Source organism: Arthrobacter sp. CC3, from assembly GCF_039907775.1.
Taxonomy (GTDB): Bacteria; Actinomycetota; Actinomycetes; order Actinomycetales; family Micrococcaceae; genus Arthrobacter.
The window spans coordinates 136,412-155,451 of record NZ_JARCCY010000006.1 but is presented as its reverse complement, the minus strand read 5'-3'; the positions used below and the strand labels follow the sequence as shown (position 1 = coordinate 155,451).

The window sequence follows — 19,040 nt, the reverse complement described above, 5'->3', positions numbered from 1 at the left end:
CCGGACAGCACTGTTACGCCACGGAGCGACGCGTCAGCAACCAGTTCCGGGCGCATAAGGTCCGACGGCGGCCGGCAGCTTTCCGGGTGCGGGCGCCTTGCCCGCGAGCACGGCCACCAGGGCGTTGAACGCTTCCTGGCTGCGGCCGTAGAGGGCCACCTTGGCGGGGGCAGCCGAGCCTGCCAGCGGCCACGGCGCATCAAGCGCCACGACCACGTCGCCTTGGGCCGGGGGCCCCTCGTAGCCGATCAGCGTCACAAGCGGTCCGGCGCCGAGCGTCATGCCGGCCGCGCGGGCGGCCTGCGCAAAACGTGCGCGGTCCTGGTCATTGCCGCCGGCCACCCGGACACTGCCGGGCACCATCGGTCCATGGCACGGTCCGGCCAGGACGGTGACTGCCGCTGCTGAGACCCGCTGGGAAAGGGCGGAGCCACTTCCGGGCGCGGCGGCCGGGGGTGCAGGGGTGCGGGCCCGCCACATCATCATGGTCACCACCCGCTGCGCAGCCTCGTCGAGGCGCTGTGGCGGGAGGGCCCCGGTGCTGACGGCGCTGACCACCGCGGCATGCGCTGCCGCCACGTCCCCGGGCATCAGCAGCAGGTCCGCCCCGGCAGCAAGTGCCAGCGGTGCGGCGGACTCCCCGGGGAACCGCTTCTGCACCGCGCCCATGTTGAGTGCATCCGTCACGGCAACACCCTTGAATCCCATGCCCCGGAGGGCAGCGTAGCTCGGTTTGGACAATGACGCCGGCACGCCCGGCTCCAGGGCGGGCACGGAGATGTGGCCGGTCATGACCATGGGCAGGCCGGCATCGATGGCAGCCTGGAACGGTTTCCAGTCCTTCGCCCGGAGTTCCGCCACGGTTGCCTTCTGCACCGGCAGGTTCTCGTGCGAATCGACGGCCACCGAGCCATGCCCGGGGAAATGCTTGGCGGCGGGCAGGAGCCCGGCGGCCAGCATTCCCTGGGCAAAACCGACGCCGAGGGTCGCCGCAGCATCAGGGTTGCCGGACATGGCCCTGGCTCCGATGGTCGGGTCCAGCGGGCCGGCCGTGACATCCGTGGCCGGCGCGAAGTCCGCGGTGAAGCCGAGCCCGGCAAGTTCCGCGGCGAGCGCCCTGCCGGCGTCGGCAGCGAGGCCGGCGTTGCCGGCGGCCCCGTAGCTCATCGGGGCCGGCCACTCGGTCAAGGGTGCCCGCAGCCGGGCCACAACACCGCCTTCCTGGTCCACTCCGATGACGGCAGGCCAGGTGCGTCCGTCCGCCCTGGCCGCCTTCTGCAGGAGGCCTATCCCCGAGGCCATCGCGGCGGTGTCAACGGTTCCGTCGGCGGACCGCGGCACGTTGTCACCCATGACGATTGATCCGCCCAGGTGCAGCCGTTCCATGGTGGCGGCGTGGGCGGCAAAGTCGGTTCCGGTGAAGAAGGGCATCAGCACCTGGCCGGCCTTCTGTTCAACGCTCATTTTTGCGACGGCGGCGCGGGCAGCCTCTTCGTCCTTCTGCTGCGGTCCCCAGCCCAGCTGGCGTTCCCCGGGGTCGGGGATTGACGGCGTGGGCGTTGCCGGGCTTCCCGACGCGGCGGGCGCGGAACGCAAGGCGCTGCCGGACGCGGGCGCCGTTGACGATGGAGTTCCGGACTGCGTTCCGGAGGAGGGTGCCGGGGAAGGAACGCCGGTACAGGCGGCGGTGGCAAGCATTGCCGCCGTCACCGCCAGCGTCGTCGCTGTTTTACGGAAAGTCCTTGTGTGAAAACTGTCACTGCGTCCTTGAAACCAAGCCATCATCTCGATGCTACCCCTGCACTAGACTTGAACCACCCGTTGCCCGCCCTCTGGCTGCTTCTGCAACGGACGGCGGAACAGTGAAGGGACCACATGAAGATTGATTTCGCTTCATCCAGGCAATCAACTCTTGGTGTGGAATGGGAGCTCGCCCTGGTCAATGCGCAGACCGGCGAACTGGCTTCGGTAGCCAATGAGGTGCTGCGCGGCGTGGCCGCCAACCACCCCGAGCTCAACGAGGACGACGAACACCCGCACATCAAGCAGGAACTCCTGCTGAACACGGTGGAGCTCGTCACCGGCATCTGCGAGACAGTGGCGCAGGCCAAGGCGGACCTCAGCAGTTCGCTGGCCGCCGTCCGGGAAGTCACCGACCCGATGGGCGTTGAGCTTTTCTGCGCCGGCAGCCATCCGTTCAGCCCGCCGCAGCTGCAGCCGGTCACGGACAAGGCACGGTATTCCAAGCTCATCGACCGCACCCAGTGGTGGGGGCGCCAGATGGTGATCTACGGCGTGCACGTCCACGTGGGCCTGGACAGCCGCGACAAGGTCCTGCCGGTGCTGGACGGCCTGCTGAACTACTTCCCGCATTTCCAGGCGCTGTCCGCCTCGAGTCCCTTCTGGGGCGGCGAGGACACCGGCTACGCGTCCCACCGCGCGCTTATGTTCCAGCAGCTGCCCACCGCGGGCCTGCCGTTCCAGTTCTCCACCTGGGCGGACTACGAATCCTATGTCCAGGACATGTTCACCACCGGAGTGATCGACACCATCTCAGAGATCCGCTGGGACATCCGCCCGGTACCCAACCTGGGCACCATCGAGATGCGCATCTGCGACGGCCTGGCCACTTTGGAGGAAGTCGGCGCGATTGCGGCCCTGACCCAGTGCCTGGTGGACGAATTCTCCACCATCCTGGACAACGGCGGCACCATTCCCACCATGCCGCCCTGGCACCTCCAGGAAAACAAGTGGCGTGCGGCCCGGTACGGCCTCGATGCGATCATCATCCTGGACGCCCAGGGCAAGGAGCAGCTGGTCACCGAGCACCTGCTCGAAACTCTGAACCGGCTCGCGCCCGTGGCCGCGAAACTCGGCTGCTCGGACGAGCTCGCCGACGTCGAAAAGATCATCAGCCGCGGTGCCGGGTACCAGCGGCAGCGCCGTGTCGCGGCGGAAAACGGCGGCAACCTCCAGGCCGTGGTGCTGGACCTCGTCAAGCAGATGCGGAACGGCCCCACCGCCTGAGCCTCTCCGGGTTGAACCAGGCGGGGTCAGGCGGGAAGGGATACCGCTGTGACCGGCATGGAGGAATCCGGGGCGAAGCTGATGCCGCTGGGCTCGATGCCGGCCATGACCAGCTGGGCCCCGAGGGCGGCCACCATGGCACCGTTATCCGTGCACAGATCCAGCGGCGGGACGGTCAGCCGGATCCCGGCCGCACTGCACCGCTGTTCGGTGAGCTGGCGCAGCCGTGAGTTCGCGGCAACTCCGCCGCCCAGCAGCAGTTCGGTGATGCCGTATTCCCGGCAGGCGAGGACCGCCTTGGACGTGATGACGTCCACCACAGCCTCCTGGAACGCCGCCGCGATGTCCGCGACCGGCACCTCCTCGCCGCGTGCTTCGAACTGTTCCACGCAGCGGGCGACGGCGGTCTTCAGTCCGCTGAACGACCAGTCGTAGCGGTGCGGGCCGGGTTCGTCCGCGGTGCCCATGTATTTGGGCTGCGTCAGCCCGCGCGGGAACCGGATGGCCTTGGCGTTGCCGGTCCGGGCAAGTTTGTCGATGGCCGGTCCGCCCGGGTAGCCGAGGCCCAGAAGCCGGGCCACCTTGTCGTAGGCTTCCCCGGCGGCGTCGTCGATAGTGGAGCCCAGCAGCTCGACGTCGTCGGTGATGCTCCTGATCCGGAGGATTTCGGTGTGGCCGCCGGACACCAGCAGGGCGCCCAAATTTTCAGGCAAGGCGTTCTCCGGCAGGCTGTTTCCCTCCTGCAGCAGGCCGACGCCGACGTGGGCCACCAGGTGGTTGATGGCATACAGCGGCTTGCCGGTGGCCACGGCGAGCGCCTTCGCAGCGCAGACCCCCACCATCAGCGCCCCGGCCAGGCCCGGACCGGAGGTGACGGCTATAGCGTCGACGTCGTCGAGCGTGACACCGGCTTCCGCGAGGGATGCCTGGAGCGTGGGCACAAAGGCGTCCAGGTGTGCGCGCGACGCGATCTCGGGGATGACGCCGCCGAAGCGGACGTGCTCCTCCATGGAAGAGGACACGGTGTTGCTGAGCAGTGCCGTTCCGCGCACGATGCCCACACCTGTCTCATCGCAGGATGATTCGATGCCGAGGACGAGTGGCTGCGTTCGGTTCATGGTGTGTCTGCCTCCGTGGCCGGCTCCGCGGCCGTCAAGTGGTCGGGGGTCGTATCCGTGGCCGCGGGTCTTGCCACAAGGCCGGAGTCCGGGAGCTGGAGGCGCATGATCAGGGCGTCCACCCCGTCCCGGTAATACCGCGGGCGGACGTGGATCTGTTCGAAGCCAAAGCGGCGGTAAAGCTGCTGGGCCCGGGGGTTGTCCGCCCTGACTTCCAGCAGTACGTCCGCCGCGCGGCGCCGCCGGCTTTCGGCGATGAGCTCAGTCAGCAGGGCGGAGCCGATCCCCTGCCCTTCACACTCCGGCACCACGGCGATGGTTTGCACGTCCGCGATCGGTTCGATGCACATCAGTCCGGCATAGCCCACGATTTCGCCGGCAGCCTCGGCCACCAGGTAGTGGCGGGTTTCGGTCTGGGCCAGTTCGTCATGGAACATGTGGAGCGGCCAGGCGTCCACCGGGAACAGCCTGCATTCAAGCAGGTGCACGGCAGGAATGTCCGCACCGCTCATGGCCCGCAATGTCACGCCGCTAGGGACCACCCCGGCCACTCCTGCCACCCCGCTCACAGCGCACGCTTCCGGGGACCCGGGACCTGGGCATCGGACTCGCGGAGGTACAACGGGGTGGAGTCCGGCAGCTGCTCCCCCGCGGCCAGCCGCGCAAGGGCGAACTGGCCCAGGTAGAGGGCGTCGGGCTGCTCGGCGCTGAAGTCCGGATCGGCGCGGAGGACGTCCTCATAGATCCCTGCGCCGGCTCCGTAGGCAGGGAGGTCGGGCAGCCCGGCCGCGAACCCCACGTGCGGGCCGTCAACCAGCCGGGGCAGCTGACCGTCGGCGAGTGAGTAGCGGGCCCAGTACACCTCTTTGCGCCGGGCATCCGTTGCCACCAGGAATTCCGGCACGGCGGACGTCGATTCGGCCACTTCCAGCGCCATGGCGTCCAGGCTCATCAGGCCGTACAGGGGTTTGCCCCACACGAAGGACAGGGTGCGCGCGGTGGCAATTCCGGACCGCAGTCCCGTGAACGGTCCCGGGCCGACACCGGTCACAATCGCGTCGATGTCCGCACCTGTCACGCCTGCGTCGGCGAGCATGTCATCGATGCCCGGAGCCAGCACTTCGGCATGGCTGCGGGTGTCCTCGGTGGAGAAACTCGCCAGCACCCCTTCGGGCGCATCGTCTGAAACCAGGGCGGCACTGGCCACGGCTGACGTGTCGATGGCAAGGATCAGCATCAGTCATTCCCTTTCAAAGCGGCAGGCAGCAGGGGCTGCTCAGCCCAGCGCGGGCCGAAGCCGCGGATCACGATGGTGCGGGGTTCGTCGTCGTCGTCCGTATCGAAGTCCAGCACGCCGTCCTCCGAGTCGGGTGAGCTTACCAACGGCCGGTGCAGTTCGACGTCGAGCAGGCTGTCGCTGAGGTGTTCCACGCGTCCGCGGCCCCACTCCACCACCGTGACGGTGCTGTCCAGCGTGTTTTCGAGGTCGATGTCATCGATTTCCGCCGCGCTTTCCAGCCGGTACGCGTCCACGTGCACCAGGTCCGGTCCGCCGGGACGCGGCCCGTCCGGAAGGTTGGGATGGATGCGGACCAGGACGAACGTCGGCGAAATGATGCCGGCCCGCACCCCCAGGCCCTCACCGAGGCCCTGCGTGAAGGTGGTCTTGCCGGCGCCGAGTTCGCCCGTCAGGATGACCAGGTCCCCGGCCCCAAGAGCGGCGCCGAGCGCGGCCGCGAGGGCATGGGTTTCCTCGGCGGTCTGTACCGTGAAGGACAGCTCCCACTGCGGATCGCTCACAGTGATTCACCCGGCCCGTCTGCCGGTTTTTCGTTGACGTACCGCCTCGGGACGCGCGGGCTGATCCGGGTGACGATCTCGTAGTTGATTGTGCCGGCGGCGCGGGCCCAGTCGTCCGCCGTCGGGCCGCCGTCCGAGCCGTCGCCGAAGAGGACCGCTTCGGCTCCCAGCAGGCTCGCGCCGCCGGACGAAACGCCAAGGGGTCCGAGGTCGATCACCATCTGGTCCATGGCGATCCTGCCCACCACCGGGTAGTTCCGGCCCTCCACCCGGACGGGGCCGCCGGTGGCAACGCGCGGCACGCCGTCGGCGTATCCAAGCGGGATCAGTCCCAGGGTGCTGGTGCCGGAGGTGCGGTAGTTGAGTCCGTAGGAAACACCCTGGCCGGCCGGGACGTCCTTGCAGTGCGACACCTTGGTGCGGACGGTCATGGCCGGGCGAAGCCCCAGTTCGGCCGGCGACTGGCCGTCGAAGGGCGAGAGCCCGTAGATGCCCAGTCCTACCCGGACCAGGTCGAAGTGTGTGTCCGGGCGGGACAGCGTGGCCGGAGTGTTGGCCAGGTGGCGGACTTCTGGGTCCACTCCGGCGTCCTCGGCGATGGCTAGGACTTCGCGGAAGGCCTGCAGCTGCTGGTCCGTTTCCGGGCGGTCCGGTTCGTCGGCGACGGCGAGGTGGGAGAAGATTCCCACCACACGTAGCAGGCCTTCGTCCTGGTATTCCATCGCCTCGCCCACCAGGCTGTCCCAGGCTTCCAGCGTGGCGCCGTTGCGGCCCAGGCCGGTGTCCACCTTCAGGTGGACCCGTGCCGGCCGTTCCTGTTCACGGGCCGCCAGGACAATCCGCTCCAGCTCCCAGCCGGAGCAGCCGATGTCGATGCCGGCGGCGACGGCGGCACCGAAGTTGCTGTCCGGTGTGTGCAGCCACGCGAGCAGCGGCGCCTCGATGCCGGCGGCGCGCAGGGCGAGCGCTTCGGAGATGTGCGCAACACCGAGCCACCGGGCTCCGGCGTCGAGCGCTGCCCGGGCCACCGGAACGGCACCGTGCCCGTAGGCATCCGCCTTCACGACGGCCATGACCTGCGCCGGTGAGGCAACGGCCGCCAGGTGGCGGACGTTGTGCCGGATGGCGTCCAGGTCGATCACTGCTGAACGTTCGCTGGCGGAAGGTTCGCTTGCGGGGCCAGGGGTTGCGTCCGGGACGGACCGGAAGTCGCCGGTTGCTGCTGGGTAGGTCACCCTAGTGATTCTAGTAGCGCCGCGGCGGGTGGCTTAACTCTGCCAGGCGTGCCACCACTGTGGGCTCTATTACCGGGGTATAGGGTCGTGCGGTATGGCACTGCGACTTGTTCAAGTGAATTTCAAGGCCCGGGATGACTCAGCCCTCGGCCGGTTTTGGGCCGAGGCGCTCGGCTGGGGTGTTTCCAGCGAGGGACCCGGCGTGACCAACGTTGAGCCCCTGAACTTCACCTGGCCGGACCCCTCCGCCGTCTGCGTCGACGTGGTCACCGTCCCGGACCCCGAGACAGTGAAGTACCGCGCACACCTCGATCTAGCCACCACCTCTGAGGTCCATAAGGAGGAGTTGGTAGCGCGCCTGTTGGAGCTCGGTGCGACGCCGGCCGATGTGGGCCAGGGTGATGTGCCGTGGACGGTTCTTGCCGACCCGGAGGGCAATGCGTTCTGCGTGCTGGAGCCGCGGCCGATCTACCGGGACACCGGGCCCATCGCCACGGTGGTGGTCAATTGCGCGGATCCCCGGTCCATGGCCCGGTTCTGGAGCGAAGCCACGGACTGGACCCTCCACGAGGTGACCGATGATCATGCGAGGCTGCGTTCGGCCCAAGGTGTCGGGCCGTATCTCGAACTACTTCGCACGTCCGGCGTGGAGACCGTGTGGAACCGTGTCCATCTCGACCTGATGCCGTATCCGGGTGACGATCAGTCGGCGGAGGTGGCCCGGCTGCGGGCCCTCGGGGCCACTGACGCCGACGTCGGCCAGGGCGATGTGCCATGGGTGTGCCTCGCCGACCCGGAGGGCAACGAATTCTGCGTCCTCACCCCGGGCTGAACCTCGGCCCGCCGTCCCGAACGGGGGACACCCCGAACGGGAGACACCAAGTACAGCAGTCACCCCGTGCGGGAGGCACGCCGTGCAGCAGTCGCCCCGTGTGGGAGGTACGCCGTGCGGGAGGCACGCCCTACGCGTCGGAGAGGTGTGCGATCGTGGCAGTGGCCCGGCGCAGGGCCTGCGGCGGAACGTCGCGCACGATTTCCTCCAGGAAGCTGAAGCGCCGCAGCCACTGGCTGCTCTGCCGTTCCGGCCTGGCGTTGGCCCGCTTCCACCAGTCGGCAATGTCGCCCCAGCCGGGCGCTGCCAGCGAACCGCCCACTTCCTGGACCGCCAGGGACGCGCACAGGTTGGCGAACCGGAGCCGGTCAGCAAGCGGCCAGCGCGCCAGGCTGCCCACAATGAAGGCCGCACCGAAGCAGTCTCCCGCACCGGTGGGGTCATAGGCGGAGACCGGCAGGGACGGCACCCATTCCTCTTCGCCCGTTTCGGAGTCCACGGCCATGGCACCCTGCGGCCCCAGGGTCACCACGGCCACCGGAACCCGGTCAGCGAGCGCATACAGTGCCGCCCACGGTGTGTCCCGGCCGGTAAAGGCCATGGCCTCGCGCTGGTTGGGCATAAAGGCGTGGAAATACTGCAGGTTGTCCAGCCGGGCGGAGGACCATTTGCCGGTGGCGTCCCAGCCGACGTCGCCGAACAGTTTGACCCCCGCGCTGTTGGCGGCAACGGCCCACGGGGCCAGTTCCTCGTCCAGGTCGGCGACGGCGGCGAGCGCGGCGGGCGGTGTGCCGATCAGTTCCGATGAGGTGACCGGTGCGGGGTGGCCGTGCGTCACCATGGAGCGGTCGTGCTGAACGCTGAGTGAGACGGTCACGGGTGAGTGCCAGCCGGGGATGCGCTTGGAGAGGGACAGGTCCACGTGTTCCTGGGCGGCCAGGATCTTCCAGTTGTAGTCCCCGTAGCCGTCGTCACCGAAGGCGGCCGCCAGCCCGGTGCGCAGGCCAAGGCGCGCCGCGGCGATGGCCTGGTTGGCCACACCGCCGGGGCAGCTGCCCATGCCTTCGCTCCAGATTTCGGTCCCCGGTTCCGGCGCATGGGGCAGGCCGGTGAAGATGATGTCCTGGAAAACGGTCCCGGTAAGGAGCAGATCGAAGCTCCCGTCCGCGGGAGTGCGGACGGCGGAGAGCGGGTCGAACCGGCGCTCTGGTATCGCGTCCATGTTCGGCAGACTACGCCCTCCCGCCACCACTGCAAAGTGCCCGGCCGCGGTACACCGCAAGGCGTGGGCCGGCTGGGTGGGCCGGGCGGCCGAATAGACTGCGTGGTATGCGGCTCATGATTGCCGGTGGCGGCGGGTTCCGTGTCCCGCTGGTGTACCGGGCGCTCACCGCCGGCCCCTTCGCAGGGCTGGTGCGCGAGCTTGTGCTTTTCGACGTCGATCCCCTGCGGCTGGCCGCGATCAGCGCCGTCCTGTCATCGATGGCTCCATCCGGCGGTGCGGCTTCATCCGGACACTCCGCCCCTGCGGTCAGCACCACCACCTCACTGGCCGAAGGCCTTGACGGCACCGACATGGTGTTCGCTGCCATCCGCCCGGGTGGAACAGCCGGCCGGATAGCCGACGAACGCGTTGCCCTCGGCCTCGGCCTCCTGGGCCAGGAAACCACGGGCGCCGGCGGAATCTCCTATGCGCTGCGATCCATCCCCGGGATGCTGGAACTCGCCCGCGAAATGAAGCGGCGCTGTCCGGAGGCCTGGCTGGTCAACTTCACCAACCCCGCCGGAATGGTCACCGAGGCGCTGGTCCCGGTTCTGGGCAGGAGGGTGATCGGCATCTGCGATTCGGCCGGCGCCCTGGTTCACCGGGCGGCCCGCGCTGCCGGCGCCCCGTTGCCCGAGGGAAAGCTCGACGGCGTGGGCTACTACGGGCTCAACCATCTGGGCTGGCTGTACCGGCTGGAGTCCGGCGGCAAGGATCTGCTGCCCGGACTGCTGGCGGATGCGCAGGCGCTGGCCGGCTTCGAGGAGGGCAGGCTTTTCCCGCAGCCTTTCCTTCAGTCCCTGGGCTGCCTGCCGAACGAGTATCTGTATTACTACTACGACACCGTGCGGGCCGTCGGGGCCATCCGGACGATGCGGCAGACCCGCGGCGAATCGATCCACGAGCAGCAGTCCGGGCTGTACCCGGCGCTGGCCGCAGCCGGGTCCCGGGCCTACGAACTGTGGGACGCGGCCCGCCGTTCGCGCGAGGAAGGCTACCTGGCCGAGGCTCGGGCCAGCGGCGAACAGCGCGACGAGGACGACCTCGCCGGCGGCGGCTACGAGCGCGTCGCCCTCGGGGTAATGCGTGCCCTGTCAGGAGGGGCGTCCGGCGCGGCTCCCGCAGGTGCCTCCGGAGGTGCGTCCGGCAGGGGCGCCGAGCTCATCCTGAACACCCCGAACGCCGGTGCGGTTCCCGGGCTGCCGGCGGACGCCGTCGTCGAGGTTCCCTGCGTGGTGACCTCCGACGGCGCGGTGCCGGTGCCGCAGGACCGTCCGGCGGACGCCCAGCTGGCCCTGATGCAGCGGGTCAAGGAGGTGGAGCGGCTGACGGTGTCCGCGGCGGTGCACGGCCGCCGTGACGACGCCGTCCGGGCGTTCGCGCTACACCCGCTCATCGATTCCGGGGAACTCGCCGTCGAGCTTCTCGCCGGGTATGAAGCGGCCCTCCCGGCGCTCCGGCTGCTGTGGCGCGGCGGACCTCAAACCGGGAAGCCCTGAAGCCGGCGGGTCCTACAGCTTGCGGTACATCACCTTCAGGCCCACGTAGCCCAGCGTCGGGTGGTTGAAAGCCTCCGGGATGGTGGCCAGGACGTCGAACCCCATGCCCTGCCAGGCCGCCACCGCGCGGACGTTGCTCTCCACCACGGCGTTGAACTGCATGGCGCGGAAACCGGCCGCGCGGGCCGCGTCCAGGGAGTAGGCGCAGAGCGCCTTCGCCAGTCCCTTGCCGGCGTGGTCCGGGTGGACCATGTAGCCGGCGTTGGCCACATGGCCGCCTCCCCCGCCCTGGTTGGCGTGCAGCTCGCCGGTGCCGAGCACCACACCGTCCTGGACGGCCACGAAGGCCTGGCCCGGGGCGTCCTTGAACCAGCGGGCCCGGGCTTCGTCCTCCGTGGTGCCGCGGTCCCAGGTGAAGGTGTCGCCGGCCCGGATCACCGGTTCGAGGATCGTCCACATGCCGGGCCAGTCGGCAGCGGTGGCCGGGCGGATTTCGATGCCGGCAGTGGAGCCGGCTGAGTCTGTGGTTGCGTCTGCGGTGGGGCTCACAGCCGCCACGTTAGCAGGATGGCCGCGAATGCCGCGCGGGAGGGCCGCACAGCATCCGGTCCGCTGTGAAGGCCGGGGCACTTCAGGAGTAGTGTTTTATCGGATGCAGTTCCGCCAGCCGAAGGGAGAGCCGTGACTCTGATCCGACGTGTCGCGTTCCTCTCCCTGCACACCTCGCCCATGGAACAGCCCGGTTCCGGTGACGCCGGCGGCATGAACGTGTATGTGCGTGCGCTCGCGTCGGCGCTGGCGGCCAGCGGTGTGGAAGTGGAAATCTTCACACGGTCCACGTCGTCGGGACAGCCCGCCGTCGAACACCCGGACCCCGGGGTGTGCGTGCACAACGTGATCTCCGGGCCGCCGCGGAAGCTGCCCAAGGAGGAACTTCCGGAGCTGCTGCACAGCATGGTGGAGGAAGTCGAGCGGATCCGGCAGCGCCCGCCGCACGGCCGGTACGACCTCATCCATTCGCACTACTGGGTTTCCGGCGTGGCCGGGCTGGAGCTTTCGCGGCTGTGGGGCGTGCCGCTGGTGCACACCATGCACACGATGGCCAAGGTCAAGAACATGCTCCTGCACTCCGGCGAAAAACCCGAACCGCGGCGGCGCGAGGACGGCGAACACCGCATTGTCGACGGCGCCACACGGCTGATCGCGAATACCCCGGCCGAAGCCGCCGAGCTGGTTTCCCATTACAACGCCGACTTCGACCACATCGACGTCGCTCCCCCGGGCGTGGACCTGACGGTGTTCACACCGGCCTTCCGGACCCGTTCCCGCGCCCGGCTCGGCGTGCCCGCCGGCAAGTTCCACCTGCTCTTCGCCGGGCGGATCCAGCGGCTCAAGGGCCCGCAGGTCCTCGTCAAGGCAGCAGCCCTGCTCCGCGCCCGCCGACCGGACATCGACCTGCAGGTCACCATTTTGGGCGCCCTCAGCGGGGCCAAGGACTTCGACCTGAAGTCGCTGATCAGCGACGCCGGAATGGACGACGTCGTCACCCACCATCCGCCGGTGAACGCACCGGCGCTTGCCAACTGGTTCCGCTCGGCCGACGTGGTGGTGATGCCCTCATACAGCGAATCCTTCGGCCTGGTGGCGCTCGAAGCCCAGGCCTGCGGGACACCCGTGGTGGCTACCCGCGTGGGCGGACTGTCCCGGGCCATCTTCGAGGGCAGGACCGGGCTGCTGGTGGACGGCCACAAAGCCGCGGACTGGGCCGAAGCGCTGGAGGCGCTCTATGACGACCCCGCCACGCGGGAGGACATGGGCCGCGCGGCAGCCGTGCAGGCCCAGGGCTTCGGCTGGCAGCGAACCGCCGCGATCACGCTGGAAAGCTACCATGCCGCCGTCGACCAGTACATTGATACTCACAGAATTCCGGCGGGCCACACGCCTTAGCCGGGAGTGCCGGGAGGGACCCCCGAACGGCTTTGCCTGAAGCCACGAACTGAAGGACAACGATGTCTGACAACAACGTCATGAGTGACCTGGAAATCGCCCAGCGCGCCACCATGCGGCCCATCGAGGAAATCGCCGCCGCGGCAGGCATCAGCGCCGATGCCCTGGAACTCCACGGCCGGTACAAGGCAAAGATCGATCCGGCGAAGCTGTTGGTACAGGAAGGCGCGCCCGGCCGCCTGCCGGGCAAGGTGGTGCTGGTTTCGGCGATGTCCCCCACACCGGCGGGCGAGGGAAAGTCCACCACCACCGTGGGCCTGGCGGATTCCCTGGCGCGGGCCGGGCAGAAGGTGATGATCGCGCTGCGTGAGCCGTCCCTGGGGCCCGTCCTGGGCATGAAGGGCGGTGCCACCGGCGGCGGCTACTCGCAGGTGCTCCCGATGGAGGAAATCAACCTGCACTTCACCGGGGACTTCCACGCCATCACTTCGGCGAACAATGCGCTCATGGCCCTGGTGGACAACCACATCTTCCAGGGCAACGAACTCAACATCGATCCCCGCCGGATGACCTTCAAGCGGGTCCTGGACATGAATGACCGTTCGCTCCGCGAAGTGGTGATCGGCCTGGGCGGACCGGCCCAGGGGATTCCGCGGCAGGACGGCTTCGACATCACGGTGGCCTCGGAGATCATGGCGGTCTTCTGCCTGGCCACGGACATTGCGGATCTCCGCGCCAGGCTGGGCCGCATCACCTTCGGCTACACCTATGACCGTGAACCCGTCACGGTGGCGGACCTCGGCGTCCAGGGTGCCCTGACCTTGCTGCTTCGGGATGCCATCAAGCCCAACCTCGTGCAGACCATCGCCGGCACTCCCGCCCTGGTGCACGGCGGCCCGTTCGCCAACATCGCACACGGCTGCAACTCGCTGATAGCCACCCAGACCGCCCGGCGGCTCGCGGACATCGTGGTAACCGAAGCCGGCTTCGGCGCCGATCTGGGGGCCGAAAAATTCATGGACATCAAGGCGAGGGTGGCGGACGTGGCGCCATCCGCCGTCGTGCTCGTGGCAACTGTCCGCGCACTCAAGATGCACGGCGGGGTGGCCAAGGAACGGCTGAAGGAGCCCAACGCGGAGGCGCTGGCCTCCGGCACGGCCAACCTTCGGCGGCACATCCGCAACGTGGAGAAGTTCGGAATCACCCCCGTGGTTGCCGTCAACAAGTTCACGACGGACACCCAGGAGGAGCTCGACTGGCTGCTGGAATGGTGCGCCGGCGAAGGCGTGCAGGCGGCTGTGGCCGACGTCTGGGGCCGTGGCGGGGGCGGGGACGGCGGCGACGACCTGGCCGCCAAGGTGCTCGCGGCGCTGGAGGCACCGCACAGTTTCCGGCACCTGTATCCGCTGGAACTGTCTGTGGAGGACAAGATACGCACCATCGTGCAGGAAATGTACGGGGCCGACGGCGTGGACTTCTCCGTTCCCGCGCTCAAGCGCCTGGCCGAAATCGAGAAGAACGGCTGGGCCGGCATGCCCGTGTGCATGGCCAAGACGCAGTACTCCTTCAGCGACGACGCCACGAAGCTGGGTGCGCCGAAAGGGTTCACGGTTCATGTCCGGGACCTGATACCCAAGACCGGTGCAGGGTTCATCGTGGCGCTAACGGGGGCCGTGATGACCATGCCGGGCCTGCCCAAGGTCCCGGCAGCCCTGCGGATGGACGTGGACGACACGGGCAAGCCCCTCGGCCTCTTCTAAACCTTCTCTCACTTCCCGGCGCCCACGGCTTCACTGCCAGCTATTGCCGCCTTGGCTGGCGGACTCAACGGAGCTGCATTTGAGCAAGCCGCGGTCATTGCCCTCGGTTCGCCGTAACGGGATCTTCGGCCACACCGTGCTGGCCCTGGATGACGAGATCGAGTCCATCGACGGCATGCGTATCAGCACCCGGTCGCGGACCTGGCTGGACCTGGCGCGACGGGTGTCGCTCAGCGACCTGGTGTGCATGGGCGACCAGCTGATCCGCATCCCGCGTGAGGCCTTCGAGGATCGGACACAGCCCCATGACACCCTGGTCGGACTCCGTGCTCTGGTGGGTCGCCACCCAAACCTGCAGGGTGTGATGCGTGCCCGCGAAGCGTTGGATCTCATGCGGGTCGGTTCCGACTCCGCCCCGGAAACGCTTCTCCGCCTGGCGATGGCCGACGCGGGCCTCCCCGAGCCGGATCTCCAACTTGCAGTGCGCCCCGGCGACGCCGTGTCGCCGACCGCCGACCTCGGGTACCGCCATCGGCGCCTCGCCATCCAGTACGACGGCGAGCATCACCTTCTTGACGCCCGGATCCTCAGCGACCGGCGGCGGGACAAGGCGTTCGAGTCGGCTGGCTGGACGGTCCTGGTCCTGGTCCTCGCCAAGGATGACCTTGCTGACGGTTGCCAACCGGCCATCAGGAAGATCAAGCGGATACTGCGCACCGCATGGCTGGATCACCCCCAGGCGTCCGGTTTCGCCGACGTCGGGTGAGGGAGGGTCCGCCGGGGACCCACCACAAGTGAGAGAGAGGGTCGGTACTAAACGCGCAGGGAGTGAGAGAGCGTTCCGTCCTTCGACGGGGCCGCCTTACCCGCACGGTCGCCGCGAATCAGCGATACGAACGTGACCAACACACTCAGCACCACCAGAGCTGCAACATATGCCGCGGTACCCGGGTCCTCGGCGAGGAGCTGCGGAATGGCCCGTCCCGGCACCGCAACGGCAAAAACGAACGCCACGGCAATGCCGATGTAGCTCCCGATCATGTTCCCCCGGTGCGAGGGGATGTTGCGGCGGATGGCGCTGACGAGTCCAAGGGTCACGGTCATGATGGTGAACGCCGACAGCCCGTGCAGCCAGGTGAAATGTCCGGCGGTCACAATCCAGAAACTGCTGACGCAGACGTAGTACATGGCGGCCACCCACAGGTAGCCCATCGTGCGGTGGATGCGGTCACGGCGCCTGCGCAGGATTTGAAAGGGTCCAATGACCAGGACGAACAGCGCGGCAATGACGTGGCTGACAAGCAGTACATTCCAGTGCTCCATGGCTTTAGGATAGAGCCACTATCCAATGCGTGTACATCAGGATAGCTGGCGCCGGGTCTGCTATCCGATGGCTTCGGGACCCGCAGGAAGGATGTCCGGTATGCAGCTGAAGGAACTGAGCGAGCGGTCGGGAGTCTCGGCCGCGAGCATCAAGTACTACCTGCGCGAAGGCCTCCTGCCACCGGGAGCGGCCGTCCATGCCACGCGCGCACAATATTCAGCGCGGCACGTCGAACGCCTAGAACTGATCCAGTCGCTCCGCCGGATAGTCGGTCTGACCATCGAACAGATTCGCGGCATCCTCACAATGGCCGACGACGGCGCCACGCGCCTTGAGCTCTTGGCGGCGGTTCAGCGGGTGGTGCTGGAGTTGGACTCCTACACCAATGCCAGTGGCGAGGTCGGCGCCCGGCCGGCTGACGCCGTCGTGCGTCTTAGGGGCTGGCCTGATTTCCCCAGTGATGCCCGGAACGCGTTGAATGCCCATCTGGAGTTGATGGAGAGCCTCAACATCCAGGTGCCCGGCGAACTCCTGGACACTTACAGCAAGGCCATGGACGACGTTGCGGGGGTCGATATTGCGGCCACGACGGCCCCGGACAGCGTCGATGAGCTCATTCTGACGGCCGCCGTCGGCATGCACATGCACAGCCAGCTGCTGCTGCGGCTCCTCGCCCTGGCCCAGGCCAGCCACGCGATCCGGCGCTATGAACAGGACGCTTAAGGCACGACGCTCCCCCACCAGTTCAAAAGTGAGAGAGCGTCGCGCCGAAACCCACCAAAAGTGAGAGAGCGTTGTGCGGAAGGAGGAACGGGTTTAGCGCTCCAGGTCTCCGCGGATGAAGGCCTCGACCTTTTCACGGGCGAGGTCGTCGTTGAACTGCTCCGGCGGGGACTTCATGAAGTAGCTGGACGCGGAGAGCAGCGGGCCGCCGATGCCGCGGTCCAGGCCGATCTTGGCCGCACGGATGGCGTCGATGATCACGCCGGCGGAGTTGGGTGAGTCCCAGACCTCCAGCTTGTACTCGAGCGACACGGGGGCGTCGCCGAAGTTGCGGCCCTCGAGGCGGACGAAGGCCCACTTGCGGTCATCGAGCCACTGGACGTAGTCCGACGGGCCGATGTGCACGTCCTTGGCAGCCAGTTCGGCCTCGACGTTGGAGGTCACGGCCTGGGTCTTGGAGATCTTCTTGGACTCGAGGCGGTCGCGCTCGAGCATGTTTTTGAAGTCCATGTTGCCGCCGACGTTGAGCTGGTACGTGCGGTCCAGCGTGACGCCGCGGTCCTCGAACAGCTTGGCCATGACGCGGTGCGTGATGGTGGCACCGATCTGGCTCTTGATGTCATCGCCCACGATCGGCACACCTGCGGCGGTGAACTTGTCGGCCCACTCCTTGGTGCCGGCGAGGAACACCGGCAGGGCGTTGACGAACGCCACGCCCGCATCGATTGCGGCCTGCGCGTAGAACTCGGCGGCTTCCTGCGAACCAACGGGCAGGTAGCAGACCATGACGTCAGCCTTGGCGTCCTTGAGGGCCTGGACAACATCGACCGGTTCGGCCGGGGACTGCTCGATGGTCTCGAGGTAGTACCTGCCGAGGCCGTCCAGGGTGTGGCCGCGCTGGACCGTGACACCGGTGGGGGGAACGTCGGCGATCTTGATGGTGTTGTTTTCGCTGGCCAGGATGGCGTCGGCGAGGTCGACGCCGACCTTCTTGCCGTCCACATCGAAGGCCGCAACGAACTGAACATCGTTGACGTGGTACTTGCCGAACTCCACGTGCATCAGACCGGGAATCGTGGCCTGGGGGTCGGCATCCCGGTAGTAATGGACACCCTGGACCAGGGACGCAGCGCAGTTACCCACGCCAACAATGGCAACACGAATCGGATTTGAAGACACGGAACTCCTTTGAGAACAAACTTCAGTGCCCGGCGCGGCTGCACTCTGATGTGCGACGGCGGCTGATGGGCACGGCGCCATTGGGCGCCCTTGCATTGTAGCCAACGCCGCCGGGACCGGAGTTGTTCCCGGCCCCGGCGTACTGTCACGGACAGTTCTGTTACGCACGCTTTGTTACGCGCGGCCGCGTTGGGAGCGGCTGCGTTAGGAGCGGCTCTGGGCCCAGAGGTTGATGTCGGATTCGACGGCGAACTCGTCGATCGCTTTCAGCTCCTCCAGCGAGAACGCCAGGTTGTTGATGGCGGACAGGGTGTCCTCCAGCTGCTTGACGCTGGATGCGCCTACCAGCGCGGACGTCACGGGAGACCCCTTGGGCTGGTCGCGGAGGATCCAGGCGATGGCCATCTGAGCCAGCGACTGCCCGCGGCCGGCGGCGATCTTATTAAGCCCGCGGACCCGGTCCAGTTTGTCCTCGGTCAAGGCGGACTCGGACAGGAAGCGGTCCTTGGCCGCGCGCGAATCGGCCGGGACGCCGTTCAGGTAGCGGTCCGTCAGCATGCCCTGGGCGAGCGGGGAGAACGCAATGGAACCTGCACCCACCTGGTCCAGCGCCTCGTACAGGTTGGGGGCGCCGTTCTCGGTCCAGCGGTTCAGCATGGAGTAGCTGGGCTGGTGGATGAGCAGCGGGGTGCCGAGCTCCTTCAGGATCCGGGCGGCCTCGAGGGTCTGTTCCGGGGTGTAGGAGGAGATGCCCGCGTACAGGGCCTTGCCCGAGCGCACGGCGTAGTCCAGCGCGCCCATGGTTTCCTCCATGGGCGTTTCCGGATCGGGGCGGTGGCTGTAGAAGATGTCCACGTAGTCCAGGCCCATGCGCTGCAGCGACTGGTCCAGGCTGGAGATCAGGTATTTGCGGGAGCCCCACTCGCCGTAGGGACCGGGCCACATGTAGTAACCCGCCTTGGTGGAGATGACCAGTTCGTCGCGGTACGGCTTGAAGTCGTCCTGCAGGTGGCGGCCGAAGTTGGTTTCCGCCGAGCCGTCCGGCGGGCCGTAGTTGTTGGCGAGGTCAAAGTGGTTGACGCCGAGGTCGAAGGCGCGGCGGAGGATGGCGCGCTGCTCGTCGAAGCGCTTGTCGTCGCCGAAGTTGTGCCAGAGGCCAAGGGAAATGGCAGGAAGTTTGAGGCCGCTGCGTCCCACGCGGCGGTAGGGCATGGATTCATAGCGGTTGTCCGCTGCAGAATAAGTCATACCTGCAATCCTGCCAGCTGTGACGCAGCCTACAGCCAACAAGTCCGTTGTTACGCCGCGGGCTGACAGGAAAAGCCCTGAACA

At 67.7% G+C, this 19,040-nt stretch carries 18 protein-coding genes; 7 read left to right on the top strand and 11 right to left on the bottom strand.

The annotated features are described in order from the left end of the window. Nucleotides 1-33: 33 nt before the first annotated feature. Nucleotides 34-1,698 carry a glycoside hydrolase family 3 N-terminal domain-containing protein gene (locus PV761_RS05175; RefSeq protein WP_347894911.1) on the bottom strand — a complete coding sequence of 555 codons (1,665 nt, stop codon included), beginning with the start codon at nucleotides 1,696-1,698 and terminating at the stop codon, nucleotides 34-36. 177 nt (nucleotides 1,699-1,875) lie between these two features. Between PV761_RS05175 and PV761_RS05170 the strand changes: the two genes are divergently transcribed. Further along, nucleotides 1,876-3,027 carry a glutamate--cysteine ligase gene (locus PV761_RS05170; protein WP_347894909.1) on the top strand — a complete coding sequence of 384 codons (1,152 nt, stop codon included), beginning with the start codon at nucleotides 1,876-1,878 and terminating at the stop codon, nucleotides 3,025-3,027. A gap of 26 nt (nucleotides 3,028-3,053) precedes the next feature. On the opposite strand, the gene tsaD is transcribed toward PV761_RS05170, so the two are convergent. Genes tsaD through alr form a run of 5 tightly spaced genes read right to left on the bottom strand, consistent with a single transcriptional unit; the run spans nucleotide 3,054 to nucleotide 7,180 of the window. After that, entirely contained in the window at nucleotides 3,054-4,145 is a 1,092-nt protein-coding gene (gene tsaD / locus PV761_RS05165; RefSeq protein WP_347894907.1) for a tRNA (adenosine(37)-N6)-threonylcarbamoyltransferase complex transferase subunit TsaD, read from the bottom strand. After that, nucleotides 4,142-4,657, bottom strand: a complete 516-nt coding sequence (rimI, locus tag PV761_RS05160; RefSeq protein WP_347894905.1) for a ribosomal protein S18-alanine N-acetyltransferase — start codon at nucleotides 4,655-4,657, stop codon at nucleotides 4,142-4,144. The genes tsaD and rimI overlap by 4 nt, the downstream gene beginning before the upstream one ends. 53 nt (nucleotides 4,658-4,710) lie before the next feature. Beyond that, nucleotides 4,711-5,382, bottom strand: a complete 672-nt coding sequence (gene tsaB, locus PV761_RS05155) for a tRNA (adenosine(37)-N6)-threonylcarbamoyltransferase complex dimerization subunit type 1 TsaB (RefSeq protein ID WP_028269517.1) — start codon at nucleotides 5,380-5,382, stop codon at nucleotides 4,711-4,713. Then, entirely contained in the window at nucleotides 5,382-5,945 is a 564-nt protein-coding gene (tsaE, locus tag PV761_RS05150) for a tRNA (adenosine(37)-N6)-threonylcarbamoyltransferase complex ATPase subunit type 1 TsaE (RefSeq protein ID WP_028269518.1), read from the bottom strand. Before tsaE ends, tsaB begins: the two co-directional genes overlap by 1 nt. Continuing rightward, nucleotides 5,942-7,180: an alanine racemase gene (gene alr / locus PV761_RS05145; RefSeq protein WP_043437553.1), complete on the bottom strand. Its 1,239-nt coding sequence runs from the start codon at nucleotides 7,178-7,180 to the stop codon at nucleotides 5,942-5,944. Before alr ends, tsaE begins: the two co-directional genes overlap by 4 nt. 94 nt (nucleotides 7,181-7,274) lie before the next feature. Between alr and PV761_RS05140 the strand changes: the two genes are divergently transcribed. Continuing rightward, nucleotides 7,275-8,012 carry a VOC family protein gene (locus tag PV761_RS05140; protein WP_347894902.1) on the top strand — a complete coding sequence of 246 codons (738 nt, stop codon included), beginning with the start codon at nucleotides 7,275-7,277 and terminating at the stop codon, nucleotides 8,010-8,012. Nucleotides 8,013-8,142: 130 nt separating this feature from the next. Here PV761_RS05140 and PV761_RS05135 read toward each other — a convergent pair whose 3' ends face one another. Then, nucleotides 8,143-9,234 (bottom strand): PfkB family carbohydrate kinase, encoded by a 1,092-nt coding sequence (locus PV761_RS05135; protein ID WP_347894900.1) that lies wholly within the window; start codon nucleotides 9,232-9,234, stop codon nucleotides 8,143-8,145. A 107-nt stretch (nucleotides 9,235-9,341) separates the two neighbouring features. On the opposite strand from PV761_RS05135, the gene PV761_RS05130 reads away from it, so the two are divergent. Continuing rightward, on the top strand, nucleotides 9,342-10,775 hold the full coding sequence (locus tag PV761_RS05130) for a 6-phospho-beta-glucosidase (RefSeq protein WP_347894898.1): 1,434 nt from the start codon (nucleotides 9,342-9,344) through the stop codon (nucleotides 10,773-10,775). Nucleotides 10,776-10,787: 12 nt separating this feature from the next. Here PV761_RS05130 and PV761_RS05125 read toward each other — a convergent pair whose 3' ends face one another. Beyond that, a complete protein-coding gene (locus PV761_RS05125) occupies nucleotides 10,788-11,324 on the bottom strand; it encodes a GNAT family N-acetyltransferase (protein WP_347894896.1) in 537 nt (178 codons plus the stop codon). Between the two features lie 132 nt (nucleotides 11,325-11,456). Between PV761_RS05125 and mshA the strand changes: the two genes are divergently transcribed. The 3 genes from mshA to PV761_RS05110 all read left to right on the top strand — a co-directional run bounded on the left by mshA (nucleotide 11,457) and on the right by PV761_RS05110 (nucleotide 15,248). After that, nucleotides 11,457-12,722 carry a D-inositol-3-phosphate glycosyltransferase gene (mshA, locus tag PV761_RS05120; RefSeq protein ID WP_347894894.1) on the top strand — a complete coding sequence of 422 codons (1,266 nt, stop codon included), beginning with the start codon at nucleotides 11,457-11,459 and terminating at the stop codon, nucleotides 12,720-12,722. A 62-nt stretch (nucleotides 12,723-12,784) separates the two neighbouring features. After that, complete coding sequence (locus tag PV761_RS05115) at nucleotides 12,785-14,482, top strand: formate--tetrahydrofolate ligase (protein ID WP_347894892.1); 1,698 nt, start codon at nucleotides 12,785-12,787, stop codon at nucleotides 14,480-14,482. Between the two features lie 79 nt (nucleotides 14,483-14,561). Then, nucleotides 14,562-15,248 (top strand): hypothetical protein, encoded by a 687-nt coding sequence (locus PV761_RS05110; RefSeq protein ID WP_347894890.1) that lies wholly within the window; start codon nucleotides 14,562-14,564, stop codon nucleotides 15,246-15,248. Between the two features lie 47 nt (nucleotides 15,249-15,295). Here PV761_RS05110 and PV761_RS05105 read toward each other — a convergent pair whose 3' ends face one another. After that, entirely contained in the window at nucleotides 15,296-15,805 is a 510-nt protein-coding gene (locus PV761_RS05105; RefSeq protein ID WP_347894888.1) for a DUF2306 domain-containing protein, read from the bottom strand. Nucleotides 15,806-15,905: 100 nt separating this feature from the next. On the opposite strand from PV761_RS05105, the gene PV761_RS05100 reads away from it, so the two are divergent. Continuing rightward, nucleotides 15,906-16,529, top strand: coding sequence for a MerR family transcriptional regulator (locus PV761_RS05100; RefSeq protein ID WP_347894886.1), 624 nt, complete (start codon nucleotides 15,906-15,908; stop codon nucleotides 16,527-16,529). 93 nt (nucleotides 16,530-16,622) lie between these two features. Here the strand turns inward: PV761_RS05100 and PV761_RS05095 are convergent, their stop codons facing one another. Together PV761_RS05095 and mgrA are read right to left on the bottom strand one after the other, a co-directional pair. Beyond that, nucleotides 16,623-17,708: an inositol-3-phosphate synthase gene (locus tag PV761_RS05095; RefSeq protein WP_028269527.1), complete on the bottom strand. Its 1,086-nt coding sequence runs from the start codon at nucleotides 17,706-17,708 to the stop codon at nucleotides 16,623-16,625. A gap of 204 nt (nucleotides 17,709-17,912) precedes the next feature. Beyond that, nucleotides 17,913-18,956, bottom strand: coding sequence for an L-glyceraldehyde 3-phosphate reductase (gene mgrA / locus PV761_RS05090; protein WP_028269528.1), 1,044 nt, complete (start codon nucleotides 18,954-18,956; stop codon nucleotides 17,913-17,915). Between the last annotated feature and the right edge of the window lie 84 nt (nucleotides 18,957-19,040).

Excerpts from the sequence above, each read along its gene's own strand:
- PV761_RS05175 (WP_347894911.1), bottom strand. The coding sequence starts at position 1,698 with ATGCTTGCCACCGCCGCCTGTACCGGCGTTCCTTCCCCGGCACCCTCC.
- PV761_RS05170 (WP_347894909.1), top strand. The coding sequence starts at position 1,876 with ATGAAGATTGATTTCGCTTCATCCAGGCAATCAACTCTTGGTGTGGAA.
- tsaD (WP_347894907.1), bottom strand. The coding sequence starts at position 4,145 with ATGAACCGAACGCAGCCACTCGTCCTCGGCATCGAATCATCCTGCGAT.
- rimI (WP_347894905.1), bottom strand. The coding sequence starts at position 4,657 with ATGAGCGGTGCGGACATTCCTGCCGTGCACCTGCTTGAATGCAGGCTG.
- tsaB (WP_028269517.1), bottom strand. The coding sequence starts at position 5,382 with ATGCTGATCCTTGCCATCGACACGTCAGCCGTGGCCAGTGCCGCCCTG.
- PV761_RS05140 (WP_347894902.1), top strand. The coding sequence starts at position 7,275 with ATGGCACTGCGACTTGTTCAAGTGAATTTCAAGGCCCGGGATGACTCA.
- PV761_RS05135 (WP_347894900.1), bottom strand. The coding sequence starts at position 9,234 with ATGGACGCGATACCAGAGCGCCGGTTCGACCCGCTCTCCGCCGTCCGC.
- PV761_RS05130 (WP_347894898.1), top strand. The coding sequence starts at position 9,342 with ATGCGGCTCATGATTGCCGGTGGCGGCGGGTTCCGTGTCCCGCTGGTG.
- PV761_RS05115 (WP_347894892.1), top strand. The coding sequence starts at position 12,785 with ATGTCTGACAACAACGTCATGAGTGACCTGGAAATCGCCCAGCGCGCC.
- PV761_RS05105 (WP_347894888.1), bottom strand. The coding sequence starts at position 15,805 with ATGGAGCACTGGAATGTACTGCTTGTCAGCCACGTCATTGCCGCGCTG.
- PV761_RS05100 (WP_347894886.1), top strand. The coding sequence starts at position 15,906 with ATGCAGCTGAAGGAACTGAGCGAGCGGTCGGGAGTCTCGGCCGCGAGC.
- mgrA (WP_028269528.1), bottom strand. The coding sequence starts at position 18,956 with ATGACTTATTCTGCAGCGGACAACCGCTATGAATCCATGCCCTACCGC.